The 19162-nt window shown below is 60.6% G+C and carries 14 protein-coding genes; 5 read left to right on the top strand and 9 right to left on the bottom strand.

Going from position 1 to position 19162, the window contains the following annotated elements; all coding sequences use genetic code 11:
- Window positions 1–50: 50 nt before the first annotated feature.
- Complete coding sequence (locus RE428_RS06320) at window positions 51–1784, bottom strand: isocitrate/isopropylmalate family dehydrogenase (protein WP_004581135.1); 1734 nt, start codon at window positions 1782–1784, stop codon at window positions 51–53.
- Between the two features lie 598 nt (window positions 1785–2382).
- Between RE428_RS06320 and epsA the strand changes: the two genes are divergently transcribed.
- Window positions 2383–3192: an XrtB/PEP-CTERM-associated transcriptional regulator EpsA gene (gene epsA, locus RE428_RS06315; protein ID WP_004581134.1), complete on the top strand. Its 810-nt coding sequence runs from the start codon at window positions 2383–2385 to the stop codon at window positions 3190–3192.
- Between the two features lie 93 nt (window positions 3193–3285).
- On the opposite strand, the gene RE428_RS06310 is transcribed toward epsA, so the two are convergent.
- The 8 genes from RE428_RS06310 to RE428_RS06275 form a co-directional block, all read right to left on the bottom strand.
- Window positions 3286–4284 carry a DUF4434 domain-containing protein gene (locus tag RE428_RS06310; RefSeq protein ID WP_004581133.1) on the bottom strand — a complete coding sequence of 333 codons (999 nt, stop codon included), beginning with the start codon at window positions 4282–4284 and terminating at the stop codon, window positions 3286–3288.
- Between the two features lie 15 nt (window positions 4285–4299).
- Complete coding sequence (locus RE428_RS06305; RefSeq protein ID WP_004581132.1) at window positions 4300–8433, bottom strand: NfrA family protein; 4134 nt, start codon at window positions 8431–8433, stop codon at window positions 4300–4302.
- A 42-nt stretch (window positions 8434–8475) separates the two neighbouring features.
- The gene (locus RE428_RS06300) at window positions 8476–10113 is read right to left on the bottom strand and encodes a glycosyl transferase family protein (protein ID WP_004581131.1); all 1638 of its coding nucleotides are present in this window, start codon (window positions 10111–10113) and stop codon (window positions 8476–8478) included.
- A 21-nt stretch (window positions 10114–10134) separates the two neighbouring features.
- Complete coding sequence (gene wecB / locus RE428_RS06295) at window positions 10135–11277, bottom strand: non-hydrolyzing UDP-N-acetylglucosamine 2-epimerase (protein WP_004581130.1); 1143 nt, start codon at window positions 11275–11277, stop codon at window positions 10135–10137.
- A 124-nt stretch (window positions 11278–11401) separates the two neighbouring features.
- Window positions 11402–13072 carry a DUF2334 domain-containing protein gene (locus tag RE428_RS06290; RefSeq protein ID WP_004581129.1) on the bottom strand — a complete coding sequence of 557 codons (1671 nt, stop codon included), beginning with the start codon at window positions 13070–13072 and terminating at the stop codon, window positions 11402–11404.
- Window positions 13073–13132: 60 nt separating this feature from the next.
- A complete protein-coding gene (locus tag RE428_RS06285; protein ID WP_004581128.1) occupies window positions 13133–13546 on the bottom strand; it encodes a hypothetical protein in 414 nt (137 codons plus the stop codon).
- 430 nt (window positions 13547–13976) lie between these two features.
- Window positions 13977–14393: an ester cyclase gene (locus tag RE428_RS06280; protein WP_004581127.1), complete on the bottom strand. Its 417-nt coding sequence runs from the start codon at window positions 14391–14393 to the stop codon at window positions 13977–13979.
- A 40-nt stretch (window positions 14394–14433) separates the two neighbouring features.
- Window positions 14434–15027, bottom strand: a complete 594-nt coding sequence (locus RE428_RS06275; RefSeq protein WP_004581126.1) for a class I SAM-dependent methyltransferase — start codon at window positions 15025–15027, stop codon at window positions 14434–14436.
- A 197-nt stretch (window positions 15028–15224) separates the two neighbouring features.
- Between RE428_RS06275 and RE428_RS06270 the strand changes: the two genes are divergently transcribed.
- From RE428_RS06270 to RE428_RS06255, 4 genes are read left to right on the top strand one after another with little or no spacing between them, the layout of a single operon-like run.
- A complete protein-coding gene (locus tag RE428_RS06270; RefSeq protein WP_004581125.1) occupies window positions 15225–16226 on the top strand; it encodes an iron-siderophore ABC transporter substrate-binding protein in 1002 nt (333 codons plus the stop codon).
- A 53-nt stretch (window positions 16227–16279) separates the two neighbouring features.
- A complete protein-coding gene (locus RE428_RS06265) occupies window positions 16280–17263 on the top strand; it encodes a FecCD family ABC transporter permease (protein WP_004581124.1) in 984 nt (327 codons plus the stop codon).
- Window positions 17260–18303, top strand: a complete 1044-nt coding sequence (locus RE428_RS06260) for a FecCD family ABC transporter permease (RefSeq protein ID WP_004581123.1) — start codon at window positions 17260–17262, stop codon at window positions 18301–18303. Before RE428_RS06265 ends, RE428_RS06260 begins: the two co-directional genes overlap by 4 nt.
- Complete coding sequence (locus tag RE428_RS06255) at window positions 18300–19106, top strand: ABC transporter ATP-binding protein (protein ID WP_004581122.1); 807 nt, start codon at window positions 18300–18302, stop codon at window positions 19104–19106. Before RE428_RS06260 ends, RE428_RS06255 begins: the two co-directional genes overlap by 4 nt.
- Window positions 19107–19162: the final 56 nt, after the last annotated feature.

The following is a 19162-nucleotide window of genomic DNA, read 5'->3' as shown; positions in this document are numbered from 1 at the left end:
GCGGGAAGGGGCAATCGCAGCCTCATCTTCGCCCGACTTATCTTAACCCCCTACATGCGCGCCTTCAGCGCGTCGATAAACCCATACAGATCCACCACTTTCTCGGCGTCCTTGTTGGTGATCTTGCCTTTCAGGTCGGCAGTAACGATACCGTCGGCCACGGTATCCTTGAGTGCCTGTTTAAGTCGTCCCGCATAATCCGCCAGCTCGCGGTTTCCATCCCTTTCGCCCAAGGTTTCCAGCGCGTTGCCCAATGCATAGATTAATGCGGAAGGATTGAAATGCGCCTCCTTGCCCCCGCTCTCCTGATACTTCACATAGAGGTCATGTGCGGTACCGTGGGGCGCCTCGAAAAGCATCGCGCCGTCCTTGCTTTCGATGATCGAGCTGGCCGTGGCGAGGCTGCCCCCGAGGGCGGCGGAGATATCGGAGAAGATATCGCCGTCCAGGTTCTGGGAGGGATAGAGGGCATTGCGGGGCGGATCTGTAATCATCTTCCGCAATTGTCTGGACGGTCGCATGATCATGAAGGACGGCGGCGGCGTATGCTGCTTCGCCAGCTCCCGGCGCACCTCGGTGATGACATTGCTGAAGACTTCGTCGTACTCCATGTATTCCCGCTTCAGGCCGAAGTAGACTTCCTTATCCTTACGGGACGCATCCCGGAAAACCTGGCTGACCCAGTCCTTGATAGCCTCACGGTCGTTGGACATGAGCAGCATGGGGTCGCCTTTCTTGACGTGCCTGGCGTGCCGCTCCTCGCCATCGACAACCACCTTGACGATCCCGTCTTCCCTCGCCGGCGCGTTGAAGCTGCCGTACTGGTCGCCGCCGCCCGCGCTCATACGCGAAATGGAGACATGCGCACTGCGATCGGGTATGCCGTAGCGTTTCAACTGGTTGACCAACTTGAAGAGCTTACGGCCTGTGGTGTTGTCCGGCACGCCCCACAGGGCTCGCTCCGGCGGGTTGGACACGATTCGCGCTGCCTGCGCGTCAATCAGTTCGTAATAGAAGTTGAGTCCGAGGCCCTCCACCTTTTCCCGATAGTCACTCTGGTAGATGTCTTCGATGGCGGAGCGCATGGCACCGTCATAGCCGGGGATCACCGTATCCTTCAGGCCCAGGTAGATATCCCGTTTCTCGTCGATGGCGCGCTGGAAGAACCGATGTGCCCAATCCCGGATGTCGCCCAGGTCGTTGGTGGCCAATAACAGGGGATCGCCCTTGTTGATCTCCCGGCGATGAAGTTCTTCCGGATCGCCGCTGCTGCCGACGAACAGCAGTTTGATGATGCCTGTGGCGCGAGCCAGCTCGTTGAAGCTGTCCTTGATGCCACCGTTATCCATGGTCATGACTTCAATATCACGGTCGATCCACTCGGGTCGACGGACGCGGAGATTGCGGAACTGGATGTCCTCCCGGGTGATGTTGCCGCCGATGCCTTTACGGATAGCGCCGTTGGGCGACTTGGTGGCCAGCGGATCCAGGGCGTTGCCATCGACGTCAGGGTATTTCTTGAGAAGCGCTTCGAGCTGGCTACGGTTGACGGTGATCCCTGCGTTCTTGATGCCGATGCCGTATTTTTTGATCGCCTCAATAGCTTCGGTGACTGCCTGCCCATTGGTCGCCAGTCGATTTTCTGCAGAGAGATCGATTTCCTTAAGCTCGATCTCCAGCCGCGACGTGACAAACGTCTTCAGGAGTTCCTCAAAAGCTACCTGGGCCATCTCGTCACCATGGAGGATGACCAGTGGCGATTCCACCCGGATCGTGTTGTCCATCGCGTTCTCCTTTCAGTTGTTCCGGTAAGCCGGCTGTTGCCTGATAGCCGGCGCCTGTCCTTTGCGCTGGAAATTGGTCGTCGGAAAAATGGAGCTGTCTCTGCTAACCCTAAGCCTGTTTGCGTGGGGGTCAAGGGAAAGAGCACCAGAATTGTTTGAGCGCAACAGCGTTCAACAGCCTGTATGCCCGGAAGAAACCAATGCAGGGGCCTGCATGACCAAATGCGACAGACCAACACTTGAGAATATTCTCAAGTGTCAATCCGTTTTACGCACGAAGGCATGAGTGAGGCGACGCGATGGCCGTATAATAAGCTTCCGGATCTAAACGGGTCTTCTTTATGCCAACAAAAATATATTGGTAGGCATTCAGATTACGGGCCTCACAAGGCCGCACGCGACTCGTCGGGTAAATTTACAGTTCACCAGAAAGTGACAACAGTTGATAAAAACAAATATTTGAAATCATGTTCATTATTACGCCACGGCATGAATCTGGTTAGCCAACATCATGTTTTTTGTTGGCGACTCCCTTTCCCGTTCAAGTAGTCAGTGTCCCAGCACAGATCTCTTAAACAGACGGCAAAAGGACGAAAAGGTGGCACACTTTTTCGAGTCCCCCGAAGCCATTTTTGTCAAACACAGTCAGTTCCTGGGAGTGATACAGGAGGCCCTTAAGATTCAAAGCCATGCCGATCTCTTTCATTGGCTACAGGGAGATCTGCAAACGTACCTACCCCATGAGATTGTGCTCGCGGCATGGAGCATACCGGGTACGGATGCCCTCGAAGTGGATGTCGTTTCCGCGCTCCCGGGCATGCGTACATCGGACGTTGTCAGTGCCGACGTGATGCCCTTTCTCAAGAACCTGCTAACACGTTGGAACGACGGTGGGGCACAGCTTTTCTGGCTTCGGAACGAACGGGGGTTTGCGCTGGACCTTAACAAGGTCGACACGCCGGGCTCGGTGTCTGCGACCTTCAAGCGTATGCGGTCGGCAATTGTTCATGGCATAAAGGATGAGCGGGGGCAAAACCATATACTCTACATCGTCTTCAGTCAGGCGCTGACCCCGCCCCGGTCGGTTCAGTACTATTTCAAGCTGTTGTTGCCTCACGTGGACACCGCCTTGCGACAGCTGACGCCTTTACGGCTACAGCCCAACCTCAATAGCGCGGCGAAACCCTACCTGGAATTCGGGTTAACCCAACGCGAGCGCGAAATTATGGATTGGGTAAGGGCCGGGAAAACCAACGAGGTTATTGGCGTCATTCTGGATATCAGCCCGTTCACCGTGAAGAATCACGTGAAGCGCATTTTCCGGAAACTGGACGTCTCGAACCGGGCCCAGGCCGTGAACAAGATCCATGTGCGCTCTGATGTCAGGCCCCGGAACGATTCAGGGTAAAGTCCGTGGCTGGTTGCAACTATCCCGTGACGGTGACCTGGCTTATGACGCTCACTGTGTCGAGTCTCGGCCTTACGAAGTCAACGGTCGCTTTCAAAGTCGACAGTATAGGCGTCTATACGCGCTGAGCAGCTCGTCCTGGCCTGGCCGTGTGGGGTCAAGTAAGTACTCGGGGACCGAGAAGGCGATGGTCTCGTCAGGGCCGGGAGTGAGCGCGGCGACCGCATCCAGCTGCTGCCGCACCCGTTCGATGGGCGCCGCTGTCGCGCTGAACGGCGCATCATCCAGCGGCGGTCCGCTTTCCTGGGAAAAGAGCTCGACGATCATCCCCCAATACCGATCTTGTCCAGCGGCTATCTGGTTGATGCCTTGCGCGTATTCGTTGAACTCCGCACGCGGTAAAGCGCCTACACCGGCTCCGTCCTGCAGGAGGAGGTGGAGGTGGGGCGCTGCGGCCCATAGCGCCCGCCAGAGGTCCTCGAACTGGTCCGCCGATCTGGCGCCACTCACGTAGGTCGAGATGCTCACCGTCTTTGCAGGGCTCAAGCGCGCAAGAGTCTCGACCTGCGCCCGCAGATGTTCCCGCAGCATATCCACCTGCCAGGCATCGGCCCACGAGCGATCGTCGATTTCTTCGGGAAGATACCAGCCGGCAAAGGCAGGATGCCCCCCTATCCTGGCATCGAGTCGACCTGCCACCGCCAGGGAGCGGGCACGAAGATCTGAGAGGTACGCAGACAGTGCATCAGCAGGCTCGGTGATGCGCGTACCGAAGTCCGCATCCGCGACCAATCCCAGGTGGACACTCAGTCCGCTTGAATGGGCCTGGTCGAGCCACCCGGTGAGAAAGCCGATACCGGTGTCCTGGCTAAGATCCAGGTCACCATAGACACTCCACTGCAGGTACAGGGTCTCAATGCCGGTCGCTGCGATACCCGCCAACTTGGCCTGCCATTCCTGAGCTGGACGTTCGAGGTCGGAAGCCAGGGGTTGAAGAAAGCTTGAGCGAAAGGGCGCGTCGGGGCACTCGTTCGCGTAGGCGGGAAGAGAGATTGCCAGCAGTAGCCACAAGTAGCGATGCTTCACCGACATGAGTCTTTGACCACATCAGAAACCGACATACAGGCGCACGACAACGCCCGAATCTTCGTCCGTGTTTCCACCCACCACCTCCCGATACTCCAACCCCAATTCTAGCTCACTGCTGTGGGTATGGTAGGCGTCACCGCCAAACCAGCCACGTAGGGCGATGCCCGGACCGATCTCGTAGCGGCGTTCGGTTTCAGCATCATCGGTATAGCTCACGGCAGCAACAGCATAGGGAGCGACACCCAAGCCCTGCCCTACGCGGATGGCGAGCCCCTCACGCCACTCTCCCACGAGAAATTCGGCGCTGTCATCCACGACCAGAGCCGCGTCCAGATAGACCGATCGGTAGTGCTGGTATGTCTGGTCCGGAACATAGGCGGACCCGCGGTTGAAGGAGGCACTCGCACGCAGCATCCAGTCGTTCCTCGCATCGCTTCCCAACGCCACCAGTCGCTCGCCAGAGAGGAAAAAATTGACCGGGGCAAAGGGTTTTACCCTCAACCCGACGCCACCCTGGGTCTCGCTCCCTTCGGGTGATAGCGTATCTTCCTCAAACGCCCAGAGGCTGCGCCCGAACACCTCGACAAAGCGGCCATCCGAGACATCATCGAGGCGGTACCCGATATCCACACCGGCCTGACTCTGGAACCCGGCGAGGCCGAGGGGCGCATCTAGCGCCGATGTGCCGTCCCCATTCATGCGACGGACGAACAAGCCCGCGCCTATCCGTAGCCGATCCTCCAACTGCTGGACCTCTCGGCGTAATTCATAGCCAGCCTCATCGGTGCCGGTACCGACGACATTGTCACTTTTGGAGTCCCCCCGTAAGCCGTTGGCTACGCCGGCTTGCGCCAGATCGATACGCGCTCGGAAAGCCTTGGCAGCGGCTTCATCTTCCCCTAGCCGTCGGTAAACGTAGCCCAGTTCCTCATACAGCGGCAGGCGCTGGGGTTCGGCGGCCAGGGCGGCTTCGAAGTGATCCGCCGCGAGCGCCTCTTCCCCGGCGTTCAGGTGGGCGTAACCCAGGCTGGCCTGGAATTCGGCGTTGTCGGGTTCGAGCATCACGGCCTGCAGCAGTTCGCTGCGGGCACTGGCCAGTTCATCGAGCTCCAACTGGTACTGGGCAAGCCGATAGTGACGTTCCGCCGTGGGATCAGCCCAGACCGCCCTGCGTTGTGCCTCCGCAGCTCGTTGTGTATCCCCCTCCAGCGACGCAAGTCGGGCGCGTTCCTCATACAGCAGCGCCTGGTCGCCACGTGTCAACTCGTCCTCGCTGACTTGTGCCAGCATTTGGTCGGCCTTCGCGAACTGGCCTGAAAGCCGCGCCGCACGCCCCGCATGCAGCATCAACGACTCCGACTGGGTATCGTCTGTCCGGTAGAGTGCCTCCCAGGCCTGTGCTGCGGCGGCCCATTGGCCCTCGGCTTCCGCTACGCCCGCCCACTGTCGCATTACCCTGGCCCGGTCTGGATTCTCTGGCGGAAGGTCTTCCACAAGCTGCTGTAATTCGACCGATGCCGCATCGAAGTTCTCGGCCGCCAGCAATATATCCACCAGTCTGGCGCGTGCGTCCGTCCCGCCCTCCAGCTCGACCAGTCGTCGCTGGGTGTTCGCGGCCCCTTGCAGGTCTCCGGCCCCGACCTGCCGTTCCACCAGGGCATTCAGGGCCGGTGTATAGTCCGGTGCAAGTGCAACCGCCCGCTCAAGAGCCGCCAGTTGGGCATCCGTGTCTCCCGCCCTGGCGTGCATTTCGGCAATCTCCAGCGCGACAGGTCCCGGTGCCTGCTGGCGGGAGGAGCTATCGAGCAGCTTGTTCAGCTCACGCTCTGCGTCCTCTAGCCGGCCCATCTCCATGAGAAGCTGGACCTTAAGCCGCGTACCGTAAATGGTGAGATCATCACTGGACTCAAGTACTTCCAGCGCCTGAGCCGGCAGTCCTGCCCGCCTCAACGCTTGCGCCTGCTCCAGCCGTAGCCTTGCGACGCCACCCGGTTTCGGTCCGGCGCCTGCAGTCAAGTCATCATGGGATCGCGCGCCCCCGGCCTGCCGGCGGACAAGCTCACCGAACATCCTGGCCTCGGCTTCGTCCCGACCAAGGCGTCGGTAGGTATACGCTAACTCCTCGTACAGCGACAACCGGCCCGGATCGATCGCCAGCGCCGCCTCGAAATGTTCGGCAGCGCGCTGGTCATCGTTTCCTTCCACATAGGCATAGCCGAGGGTGGCCTGATATTCGGCGTTGTCCGGCGCCATCATGACCGCCTGCTGGAGCGCTTGGTGGGCATTACCGGTTTCCCCCACCTCGTTCCAGATCTGGGCCATCTGATAGTGACGCGCTGCCGTAGGTTGAGCGATTACTGCCTGCTGCTGCGACTGGGCGGCTGCAATGCGGTCGCCCTCCAAAAGGGCCAGCTGGGCGCGCTCTTCGAAGAGCGCGGCACGCACGCCCGGAGCCAGGGCGTCATTGTCGAAATCGTCGCTGGCGAGCTGGTCGAGAAACTGCCTTGCCAGCGCCGGCTGATCCCCAAGGCGCGCAGCGCGGGCCGCCTGTAGCAGCAGTTCCGGCGGCCTGTTGTTGTCCGCCAGGTACAAGCCCTCCCAGGCGCGGGCGGCATCCGGCCATTGCTGTTCGGCTTCGGCCACAATCGCCCATTGACGCAACACACGCATCCGCTCGGGATGACCAGACGGGAGACTCTCCGCGAGCAAACGCAGCTCCACCAGGGCCGTCGGGTAATCGTCTGAGGCCAACAAGACGTCCACCAACCGTAATCGGGCTGACGGCGAGTCTTCAATCGCCACGAGCCGCTCGAGCGTGGCCGAGGCAGCCGCCAACTCGCCGGCGCCAATCTGCCGCTCGGCCAATGCCCGCAACGCCGGGGAGTAGTCCGGCATGAGCGACACCGCGCGTTCCAGCGCCGCCATCTGGGCCTCCGATTCCCCCGCCCGGGCATACAGATCCGCTATTTCCAGCGCTATTACACCGGCGTTCTCTCCTTGTGAAGGATCCTCAGTAAGTCGCGTCAATACACGCGCCGCATCCTCGGGCCGCCCCATATCCGCGAGCAACTGGGCGTGTAGACGACGGCCGTAGGGCGATGTCTGCTCGACAGTCTCAATGACGTCCAGCGCCTGGGCGGTTGACTGGGACTCTGCCAAGGCCTGGGCCCAGGCCAGGTACAGCGCCGCATCCGGCTCACCCTCCTCGGCCGCCTGGGCAAAAGCCCGGGCGGCAAGGTCCGGTCTGCCCCGCTGCATATGGAGATGACCCAGGGACGTCGCCAGCTCGCGTCTGAGGGCTGCGGGTTCCTCGACTTCCAGCCCGCGATTGATCGTGACAGCCGCAAGCGCGGGTTTGTCCAGTTCCAGTTGGTACTGCGCGATCGTGAGCCATCCACCGGGCGGAACATCCTCAACTTCGAGCACCGCCTGGAAAAGTATTTGCGATGCCTCTGCCGGCCGGTCAAGTTCCAGGTAAGCCCGGGTGAGCCGCATCCGGTCCTCGAAGGGCTGGTCGGCGCCATCGTCTTCGAGCAGTGGAGGCACCGCTGCAAAGTCGCCACGTTGTATTGCGATATCCGCAAGTTGACGCCGGATATACCGGCTGCGGTCTTTGCTCAATTCCCCGGTGTCGAGCGCGCGCCTCCAGTCTGCGACCGCCCCATCGGTATCTTCGAGGTAAAGCTTGGCCAGGGCGCGGTAGTGGTATGCCAGCCCCAGCTCGCGATCCCGTTCGATCAGCTTCGACGCCTGTTCGCCGGCAAGGCCGGGTTTATCCAGCGGTCCCAGCAAGAGCACGACCAGGCGCAGCCGGACATCGACATCGTCAGGATCCAGGGCCAGGACCCGCTCCAGCTCGTCAGCGGCTGCTTCCGATTGCCCTGCGCCAATCAGCCGTTCGGCGCGCTCGAGATAGGGGTATTTACGGAATTTCGCCAGTTCCTGCTGAAGCCAGCTCTGGCGGCCTGCCCAGGTCGACGCTTCGCTGTCGCTTCCGGTTGCAACCTCAGCCTGTGTCGGCGGCTCGGCTTGCTGCGCCCCGCTGAGTGGGCTGAAAGCAATAAGTGCGACGAATAGAAGCCGGTTTTGGATAACCCTGAAATGGCCGTGATGATCGTCAGACCGACCGGCCGCAAAAATACGTCGTCCCATGGCACCGCGGTTCCTTGCTTGGCGTTCGATTCCGGCTGACGGTTATGCGGCTTTTTCAAAGCCTTCCTGCATCCGTAAAGCCCGTTCCAGGGTCTGCTCGTTCAACCAACCGCGATCCAGCAGGAGATGCCCCAGGGGACGCGGGTCCTGGCGCTGTTCGGCCAACACCGCGTGCAGCTGTTCGGAGGCAATGGCGTGGAGGTCCAAAAGCAACTCACCCAAAGGCCGCCTGCGCTGGGCGCCCAGCCCGGGTGCCACGGGAAACGCGTGCTGGGTCTTGTCCCAGCCCAACTGACGGCCGTGCAACAGGTGCCCGGCAAACTGTCGCAGGGCGCGGTTACAGGCGAAGAAATTGACCACGTTGGCCCAGATCTGTCGGGGTGCAGAAAGTAGCCCCTGGCGCCAACCGAAGAGGTGCGTCATGAAAACAATCCGATGCAGGACGCGGTTACTGAGTAGCAGTGCGTTGACGATCATCAGCCACCACAACCAGCTGTCGACCGGAACCAGTTGCGGGAACCAGTAGCTATCGGGAAGCAGCAGGTGGACAACCTCCATGGCCACCACGTTAAGCACGACGAAATAAGCCAGGAAGCCAACTTGCGACGTGACCAGCGCCTTGCGATCTCGAAAGAGGATGTACTTGGTGGCCAGGTCACCTTTCCAGCCCACGTTCGCCCAGCCCTGCAAGGCAATACCGAGTATCCAGCGGGCTTTCTGGCGGTAGGCAGCGCGGAAACGATTGGGGAAATACTCGCGTACGGCGATGTACTCATCCGCATGGCCCGGGTTCCTGCGCTCACTCGGGCTTTCGATGGGTACCCGAACGCGCACGAACACTTGCCTCATGCCCAGCTCCCGCAGCCGCAGGCTGATGTCGTAGTCTTCCGTGAGGCTTTTGGGATTGAAGACTTCGCCATCGCGCTCGCGATGCAGTGCCAGGATGGCGTGCCGGCTGAACGCGGTGCCCACCCCTGCACTGGGAACGATCCCGGTGAGCGCCGCCCGGACAGGAACATCCTTGGAATGGCACTCCGAGAACTCGTCCTTGTAATGCCCCCCGGTAAATTCCCGCCAGGGTCTGGGCAGGGGCAGAACCGGAATCTGCACCAGGTCGTAGCGGGAGACCATGTGGTTGAACAACCGTAATTCGAGGGGATGCACGACATCTTCGGCATCCTGGAGCACGAAGCCGGCAAACTCGATGCCCTGTTTCTCCTCGAACGCGAGTATCGCAGTGATCACCTCGTTCAGGCAGTCCGCCTTGCAGGTGGGCCCCGGCCGGGCGCCAACCACTTTATGGATATTGAGCTGCGAGGCGGCCACCCGGTCGACTTCCCGTTGGGTGTCGGGATCGTTGGGATAGGTGCCGACGAAGATGTGGAAGTTCTTGTAGTCGAACACCGTCAGCGCGTTGTGCAACATCTGCGCGATAACGTCCGCCTCCTGCCAGACCGGCACCATCAGGGCGATGGGTCGCTCCTCGGACGCCCTCAGGCTCTCCAGCGTAGGTGTTTCGGAGGCCTCGATGCCGGTCAGCCGATGGTATGTCCGCCGGCACCAATAGCAGATGTCGATGAACAGGTCATCGAAACTACTGATGGCGATCAGTACGGCCGTCGTAATAAGCAGCAGCTTTACGAGGAACCAGTAAATCGCGATGCTGTCTACCCAATCCATTCCCTGACTCCTCGTATCCAGCTAGGCCGCAACGTGGGACGCGCGCTCGGTCTTCGCCGGCTGCTGCGACAGGAACTCGGCCATGCGCTGGACGATCCGGGCCGCCGCGTAGCCATCCCCAAACGGATTGACGTTCTTCACCATCGATCGATAGGCCGCATGGTCGTCGATCAAACGTTGCGCGGCGCTGACCACGATATCCGGATCGGTTCCGGTGACTTGCGCCGAACCCTGCTCTACGGCTTCCGGCCGTTCGGTCAAGCGGCGTAACACCAATACCGGCACGCCATAGCTGGGCGCTTCTTCCTGGATGCCGCCGGAGTCCGTGAGCACCAGGTAACTCTGGCTCAACACCTTTTGCAGGCTGAGGTAGTCCAACGGATCAAGCAGATGGATCCGGGGATGATGCCCGAGTAACCGGTGCACAGGTTCCCGTACTCTCGGGTTCAGATGGACCGGAAAATGAATCTCCACCTGGGAACGGCTATCGGCGAGCGTGCGCAACGCGATGCACATCTTCTCCATCTCGTCGCCCCAGGCTTCCCGACGGTGCATGGTCACGAGAATCCGACGCTTGTGCTCGTCCACCGGCCGGCAAAGGTGCAGCAACTTGTCTCGAACGTGATGCACCGCATCCACCACCGTATTGCCGGTAATGAGGATCTGTGCTTCCGATACCCCCTCGCGACGCAGGTTTTCAGCCGCCCGGGGTGTTGGCGCGCAATGGATGGTCGCGAGGCTGCTGATCATCCGGCGGTTGGCCTCCTCCGGAAACGGATTGGCACAGTCGAACGAGCGCAATCCGGCCTCGACATGGATGCTGGGAATCCGGTGGTAGAAGGCCACCAGCGCGCCCGCAAAGGCTGTCGTCGTATCACCCTGCACGACGACAGCCTCGGGCGGCGACTGGGTAAACAAACCATCGAGCTCGCTGACCAGGTTGCGGGTGAGTACGCCCAGCGAGCCGCCTGGAGCCATACTCTCGAGCACCCGCCCCGGACTGACACCGAACGCCTGGAGGGCCAGGTCCGCCAGCGCGGTATGCTGTCCCGTGTTGATCCATTCCACAGCATCGGTACCAAACCGATCGACCGCCTCCAGGTAGACCGGAGCCAGCTTGATGACTTCCGGTCGGGTCCCCGCAATCACCAGTATTTTCTTCATTATGCGTCCTGCCTTTTGGTTGCGCGCTTGCGCTGCCTGCTGAATAAGCGTTCTTTCCCCTGAGAGCGGCCCGGGCGGCGGCGATACAGCCGTATGCCGCCTTTGCCGGGCCATGGGCGCTGCCCTATTTCGTTAATGGCGGGGGAGGACTCAGGTCACTCCCGTCTATCCAGGTGAAGCCCAGTTGGTTAATGCCGTTCACGAGGTTCTGCAGGTCCGCAAGGCCCGGGGTCCCCAGGCTGGGCTCGAGCCAGAACGGGTGGAAGAAGAAGGAGGCAAACCCGTCCCGGACGACCAGGGCGTACTGGGCGTTCAGGTAGAGGTCTTGCCAGGTGTAGTCGAAGTAGGACGCCGGATCGATATGGCTGATGTCATACTCGATGTTGCCCAGGTTCTCCGGCAGGATGCGCTGGCCGTAGTAGTCCTGCTCGATGATGTACGGGAAGAACTGGCCCACCGCGAAGTCCGGGTCGCCGTTCGCACCCGCGAAGTCGGGAACGTCAGCGGTGTAATAAACGACGCGGTTGTAGGTGGTATCGAAGCGCTGTGCAAAGGCCCGACTGGCGGTCGCAGAGGCATGGTAGTGAGGTGTTTCCCAGGCATAAGGGTAAATGCCGTAGGCCAGGAATTCGGCCATACCCGCATTGAGCCGATTCAATACCCACGTCGTCGAATCTTCAGGAACAGGCCGGTTGTTGACGATATCCCAGAACTCGAAGTCGTCACCGCTGACCCCGGTCCACGGATTAAGCACTTCGCCATACTGGTGGGTATAGCCGTGCAGCACCACGTTACCGCCACGGGCCATGGCATAGGCAAGGCCGTCGCGGAACTCTGTAGCATCGGCGAGCGGGATTTCCTGCGGCACGCCACCATTCCATTGACCCAGCGGATCGCGATACATGGGGATGGCGGCAATCGAGAATTCGATCCCCTGGCCGTAGAGATAGTCCGTCAGGGTCTCCATCGCGTCGTAGTCGGTGAGCGCGCCCACGTCTTCCAGACGGATCATGGCAAGCCGCTGGGTCGGCGTATTCACGCCCAACATATCGTGCAGAAGGTCTGCAATAACCAGGTAGCGGTCCCGTGGCCCGATGTACGAGAACGGAATGTCCGCGACATACCAGAAGTTGCCGGCGCGGACGACGTAAGGCAGGCGCTGGCCGGTGTCGCCATTCTCGACCTCGACAACGGTGGTGGCCGTCGCTGGGTTGGTAATGGCGGTCGCACCCGTTTCGGGGTCGGCAAAAACCGAGTTTGTCTGGGGGTCATAATCGTAGTACTTCACCATGCTGCGTCCTTTGTACAGCACGGTGTCATAGAACCCCGGCGCCGGGTTCTGTGCCGATGGAGCCGCGTTTAGGCTGACGACGCCATCAAACCGGAAGCCGCGCGTCGCCTCGAAATTGAAAGCCGGGTTCCAGGCCAATTGCCAAAGGTTGTACTTGAACCATACCAGGCTGCGCGTGGTGGTCGAGGCATCGTTAAGGAAGGCCGTGGGCAGCGCATTATCGTAGTAGGAACCTACATAGAAAGTGATGTCCTTGGCCTCGATCTGGCCCGCTACGTATTCTTCTACCGGCTTCATCTCGACGGACGTATCGAAGTGCCCTAGCAGATTGCGAAGCATGATGGCATAGGCTTTGCCAAGCTTGTTGTAACTGCTGCCGGGCTCGGAATCGTAAAGAACCAGAGCCTGCACCGAGGCAGCCGACGTCGTTGCGGCGCCGCCGGAGAAAACGAACAACAAGACCAGAGAGAGTGTACGAATGGTGAGAGGGAGTTTGCTGAACATTGCCTGGTTTCTCCATGGCATGATCGGGTCCTGGGTTAGCGAGCGTCGGAAACGACTTCGCTAGGGCGCCGATTTGTCTGACTTGTTACCGATCTTCGGCTTACCTTTGTCCGGCTTGCCCTTGCCCGGAGGTACCGCGCGCACTTCGACGATTTGGCTGAATTCACCAGGCACCACAACGATGCGATTGCGCGTCATCTGGGGACGCTCAGACCGCAGGCCCCGCTCGCTCCGGAATCCTTTCTTGCCGGGATGCTTCTTCGCGCCCCGGATTTTCTTGCTTTGCACCGACTCGCCCTGGGGGCGGACCTGCTCACGCATCAGCACGACCTCCGGCATCGCGTTGGCTCGTTTGGGCGGGGCAACCTTCTGTTTCCCTTTATCGGCGGGGCCCGCAATGCCTGGTCCCGAGGCAAACAGAAGAAAGAGGGCCATCACCGCGCCCCGATAGAAAAAGCGGCAGTTCGTTTTCATAACCAGCTCCTTGTCAGTGATGGGCCTCTCGGTCCCACTGCCCGGCCGGACACCCTGGAAGCCGTGCAATGGGACAGGCCAACGCCTTAGGTTGTGACGCCCGTTGGCCGCTCACGGAAGAATTTATATATCAGCGAAAACTTCGCCCGAAAGGGCGCAAAAGGGCTAATGGTGGGCGTCGGGAAAGGCAGCGATCCTGCAAGCACCAAGGCCGGGTTTGGTGCTGCCCAATGAGACCGTTAACGAATAAAGGAAAAATTGCAGATACCGGGAGGCGGCTGGCGCACCCGGTAGCTGCAGGAGAGGGGCAAGGTGGCTCTAATCATGGAGGTTCAACTGGCCGCGATCCAGGCGCCTCGCAGGACGTCTGGAGACCGTAATGCGGTTCCGAGGCCATCAGCCGCCGCCGACGGTTCAACGCCAAGGATAATCAGCTGCCAGCGTCGGGTTTGCCGTCCGCCTGCAACTGCGCTTTGATCGCCGCCAGGTCGATGACGGACCAGACTCGGGCAATCTTGTCGCCCTTGAACTCATAGAACACATTCTCGGTAAACGAGACAGCCTTTCCGTTCACCTCGAGGTCGAAAAACTTACCCTTAGGCGAGCAATCGAAACGCAGACGGCTGGCGATCCGCGGCGGATCAGCAACCAGTAGCTCCGCCTGGAAGTGCAGATCCGGGATGGCCTCGAAATCATCTTCGAGCATCCGGCGGTAACCCTGTACCCCAAGCGCCCTGCCGTTATGCTCGACGTCAGCGCTGACAAAACGCCCCAGCGACGACCAGTCCTGCGCGTTCAGGCAATCGAGGTAATTCGAATAGATACCGATAAGTTCCTGTCTCGTCATTGCCTACCCCTCGGACGAAGATGGATCTGGATGGTTGGGGTCAGGGCTTGCCCTTCGCCACCACCCCGTTACTACGGGCCCGATAACAACTCACCGGTGGCACGTTACGCAACACGAACTCGCGACTGACATCGTCGAAGCTGCGGTGCAGGTACTGGGCGGAATGCCTGGAGAACTGATAGACCAGGAACTCGCCTTGCGGCGTGAGTCGGGCGCGAGTCTCATCCAGCACCGCTTCAACATCGGCCGGCGGCATGGTCGAGAACGGGATGCCGGAAACGGCATAATCGACATGGGGCCAGTCCAGTTCGTCGAGTACCGCCCCCAGTCGCGCGGCGGAATCGCTTCGAATCACCAGTCGAGGGTCGTCGATAGCGGCGTTGAGATGGCGTACGAAGTCGTCATTGATCTCCAATGCCAGGAGCCTGGCATCGGGACGCATTCGTTTCAGGATATGCCGGGTAATGGTACCGACACCGGGGCCGTACTCGACAAAGTAGCGAGCCCGGTCCCAATCCACCTGCGCCAGCAGACTCCGTATGAGCCACCGGGAGCTTGGGATCACCGAACCCAACATGGTGGGATGCTTGACGAAGTTCACGGCGAACAGCCACTCGTCCTTACCTCTAGCCATCAGTTTCTCCATTAACTGCGTTCAGGGCCCCAAACAAAGCTTGGCGGTCAGGTTTAAAGCATAGGCTCACGCGATACCTTTTACCTCCATATTCTCCGACATAGTCGCCCAAAGCACTTTCCTGCTTGCCTCCCTGCGGGGGATCGGTAAGATTGTCGCAAACACGAATACTTCACATTTAAATTTGATATTACGACATGCATAAAATTTCCCGGACGTTTGCTGTTGCCCTCACCTTTGCCATGTCGCTGACCATTCCTGTAACCGGGTGGTCGCAAGAGATTGAACAGTCCTTCCCCATTACCATCGAACACGCCTTCGGAACCACGACAATCAAGCAGAAGCCCAGGCGGGTGGCAACGGTGGCCTGGGCCAACCACGAGGTCCCCCTGGCGCTGGGCATCGTTCCCGTAGGCTTTGCCGCCGCCGCGTTCGGGGACGACGATAACGATGGGCTACTGCCTTGGGTCAGCGCAAGACTTGAGGAACTGGGTGCCGACCCGCCCGCCCTGTTCGATGAAGGCGACGGCATTGATTTCGAGGCTGTGGCCGCGACGCAACCGGATGTCATTCTGGCTGCCTATTCCGGCCTTAGCCAGGCGGATTACGACACACTCAGCCTGATCGCCCCGGTTGTTGCCTATCCCGAGTCGCCCTGGTCCACGGACTGGCGCGAGATGATCCGCATCAACAGCACTGGGCTCGGCATGAAGGCTGAAGGCGAGGTCCTGATCGAAAGGCTTGAAGCCCGGATCGCCGATACGGTCGCACAGCACCCCGCCCTCGAGGACAAGTCGGCGATGTTCATTACGCATCTCGACCCCACCAACCTGAGCATCATGCGTTTCTATACCGCCAACGATACACGGGTGAAATTCTTCGAAGACCTCGGAATGCACTCCCCGGAAAGCGTTGAGCAGGCAACCGGGGGAGGCCAGTTCTCCGGCGAGGTCAGCATCGAACAGATCGACGCCTTCAATGACGTCGATATCTTCGTGACCTACGGCAATGAGCAGTTGCTCGATCCCCTCAAGGCGAATCCGCTGACGTCCAGGATGCGCGCGATTGCCAATGGTTCTGTGGTGATGCTGGGGCGCGGCCCGGCAGCCACGGCTGCCAATCCGACGCCCCTGTCGATCGCCTGGGTGCTGGACGATTACGTCGCGATGTTGGCGGAAGCCGCCCGCAAGTCAGAATGACAGGCCTCTCGGAAGGTTCAAGCGGAGCTCCACCCTGGAAACAGAGTAATCGGATGAAAGCCGCCAGTCTCGTGGCGCTGGTCGTGCTCATGGCGTCACTTTGCCTACTGTCGATTGCCATAGGTACCCGCGACGTATCCTGGGGCGAGATCACCGCCGCCCTACAGGGGCACGTGAACAGTATCGGTGAAGCGGCGGTCGCGATGCGGATTCCCCGCACCCTCCTGGCCGCCATTGCAGGGAGTGCACTGGGGCTCGCCGGGGCCATTTTGCAGGGTGTGACCCGCAACCCCCTGGCCGATCCGGGCATCCTCGGCATCAATATGGGCGCATCCCTCGCGGTGGTGATTGGCCTTGCCTGGTTCGGGATGAGCATGGCGAATGCCTATGTCTGGACGGCTATCTTTGGTGCCGCCGTCACGGCGGTCTTCGTCTATACCATCGGATCAATGGGGCGTGGCGGCGCTACCCCACTCAAACTGGCGCTGGCGGGCGCAGCGACCTCGGTGGCCCTATCCAGCTTCACCATTGCCGTCGTGTTGCCCCGGAACGATATCGCAGGCAGCGTGCGTTCCTGGCAAATCGGCGGCGTCGGCGGGGCCACCTTCGACTCCATCCAGCTCGTAATCCCATTCCTGGTCGTGGGTTTCGTGATCAGCCTGCTCTCGGCGCGGAAACTGAATACGCTGGCGCTGGGCGACGACCTGGCCGCTGGCCTCGGCGAGAAGGTCGCACTGGCTCGTGCCTCGGCCGGCATTGGCGCGATTCTCCTCTGCGGGGCAACAACGGCGGTCTGTGGACCCATTGGTTTCGTCGGTCTGGTCGTACCCCACCTTTGCCGTTTGCTGGTCGGCGTTGATCACCGTTGGCTCCTGCCCTTCTCAGCACTGAGCGGCGCCAGCCTGTTGCTACTTGCCGACGTCGTTGGGCGCATCATCGCGCGGCCAAGTGAACTCGAGGTCGGCGTAGTCACTGCCTTCATCGGTGCGCCGTTCTTCATCTGGATCGTGCGACGGCAACGGGTCCGGGACTTATGACCACCGAAACGTCCAGGATTCTCTCCCGCGTCAAGACCAGCCGTCAGCGCCGCTCCCGCTTCTGGTATGGCATCACGTCAGTACTCGTGCTGATTGTCGTCGCCGGCATCGCCGTGACGCTGATGCTGGGCCAATCATTTACGCCGCCCCAGGATGTCCTGCGCGTGCTGATGGGTGAGAACGTACCCGGCGCCAGCTTTACCGTCGGCCACCTGCGTCTTCCGCGGGCCCTGCTGTCGGTCCTGGTCGGTATGAGTTTCGGTTTGGGCGGCGTGGCCTTCCAGATCATGCTGCGCAACCCGCTCGCCAGCCCCGACATTATCGGTGTGAGTTTCGGCGCCAGCGCGGCAGCTGTGTTCGCCATCGTGATCCTGCAGCTGGATGGCCCCGCGGTATCTATGTTCGCGGTTGTCGCCGGGCTTGGGATCGCGCTGCTGGTTTATGGCCTTGCCTCCAGGAATGGCGTCGCGGGGACCCGGCTGATCCTGATCGGCATTGGCATCTCGGCGATGATCGAGAGCTTCATTGCCTATATCCTCGCCCGTGCGCCCGCGTGGGATTTACAGGAAGCCATGCGCTGGCTGACCGGTAGCGTCAACGCTGCGCAACTTGACCAGGCCTCGCTGGTGCTCGTGGCGCTGATCGTCTTCGGGGGCCTTCTCCTCAGTCGCGGGCGTGATCTCGAAGCCCTTCGCATGGGCGACGACACGGCAGCCGCCCTCGGCGTTCGCGTTGGCCTGACCCGCATCACGGTGATTATCTGCGCTGTTGGCATGATCGCCGTGGCCACCGCAGTAGCCGGCCCCATCGCCTTCGTGGCCTTCCTGTCAGGGCCGATTGCCGCCCGTCTTATTGGCCCCAACGGTTCGATCCTCATTCCGTCAGCATTGATCGGTGCTTGCCTGGTGCTCGTCGGAGATTACATCGGGCAGTTCCTGATGCCGAGCCGCTATCCGGTTGGGGTTGTTACCGGCGCCCTGGGTGCGCCCTATCTCATCTATCTGATCATTCGCGTGAACCGCAAAGGAGGCTCGCTGTGACTGCCTCGCACCATCTCGTCGTCGAAGACCTGTCCGCCGGCTACGGCGAGCGCATCATTCTCGACGAACTTAATCTGGACATCGCTCCCGGGCAGGTCACATCGATCGTTGGAGCCAACGCCTGTGGCAAGTCGACATTGCTCCGCACTATTTCCCGTTTATTGTCGCCCAGCAAGGGCCAGGTGCTACTCGATGGTAAATCCGTACATCGCAGCCCGACGCGTGAACTGGCCCGTACGCTCGGCTTGTTGCCGCAATCGCCGATAGCACCGGAAGGCATCAGTGTCGCCGACCTGGTCAGCCGCGGCCGTCACCCGCATCACGGCCTGATGTCGCGCTGGACAACGTCTGACGACGAGGCTGTCGCCAACGCACTGGAGGTCACCAAGACAGCCGATCTGGCGGACAGGGAGGTGGACGAACTCTCGGGCGGACAACGCCAGCGGGTCTGGATCGCGATGGCACTGGCACAGGAAACCGATGTGCTGCTGCTGGACGAACCGACCACCTTCCTTGACGTCAACCATCAGGTCGAGGTTCTGGACCTGCTCACCGACCTGAACCACAGCCGTGGAATCACCATCGTCATGGTGCTGCACGATCTCAATCTCGCCGCGCGTTACTCAGACCGCCTGGTGGCAATGCATGGGGGCCGGCTGTACGCCCATGGCCAGCCCGAGGAGGTGTTGAAGGAAGACGTCATCCAGTCGGTCTTCGGCCTGCGTAGCCGGGTCATCCGCGATCCGATCTCTGGCAAGCCGATGATGCTGCCTATCGGGCGTCATCGGGTGGAGGAGCAATAGGTTAGTTAAACCGACAACCTCCCGAATACACAAATGATAAATATTATCATCATAAT

It is taken from the genome of Marinobacter nanhaiticus D15-8W (genome assembly GCF_036511935.1).
GTDB lineage: Bacteria > Pseudomonadota > Gammaproteobacteria > Pseudomonadales > Oleiphilaceae > Marinobacter_A > Marinobacter_A nanhaiticus.
This window is presented reverse-complemented; position numbering and strand designations above follow the sequence as displayed.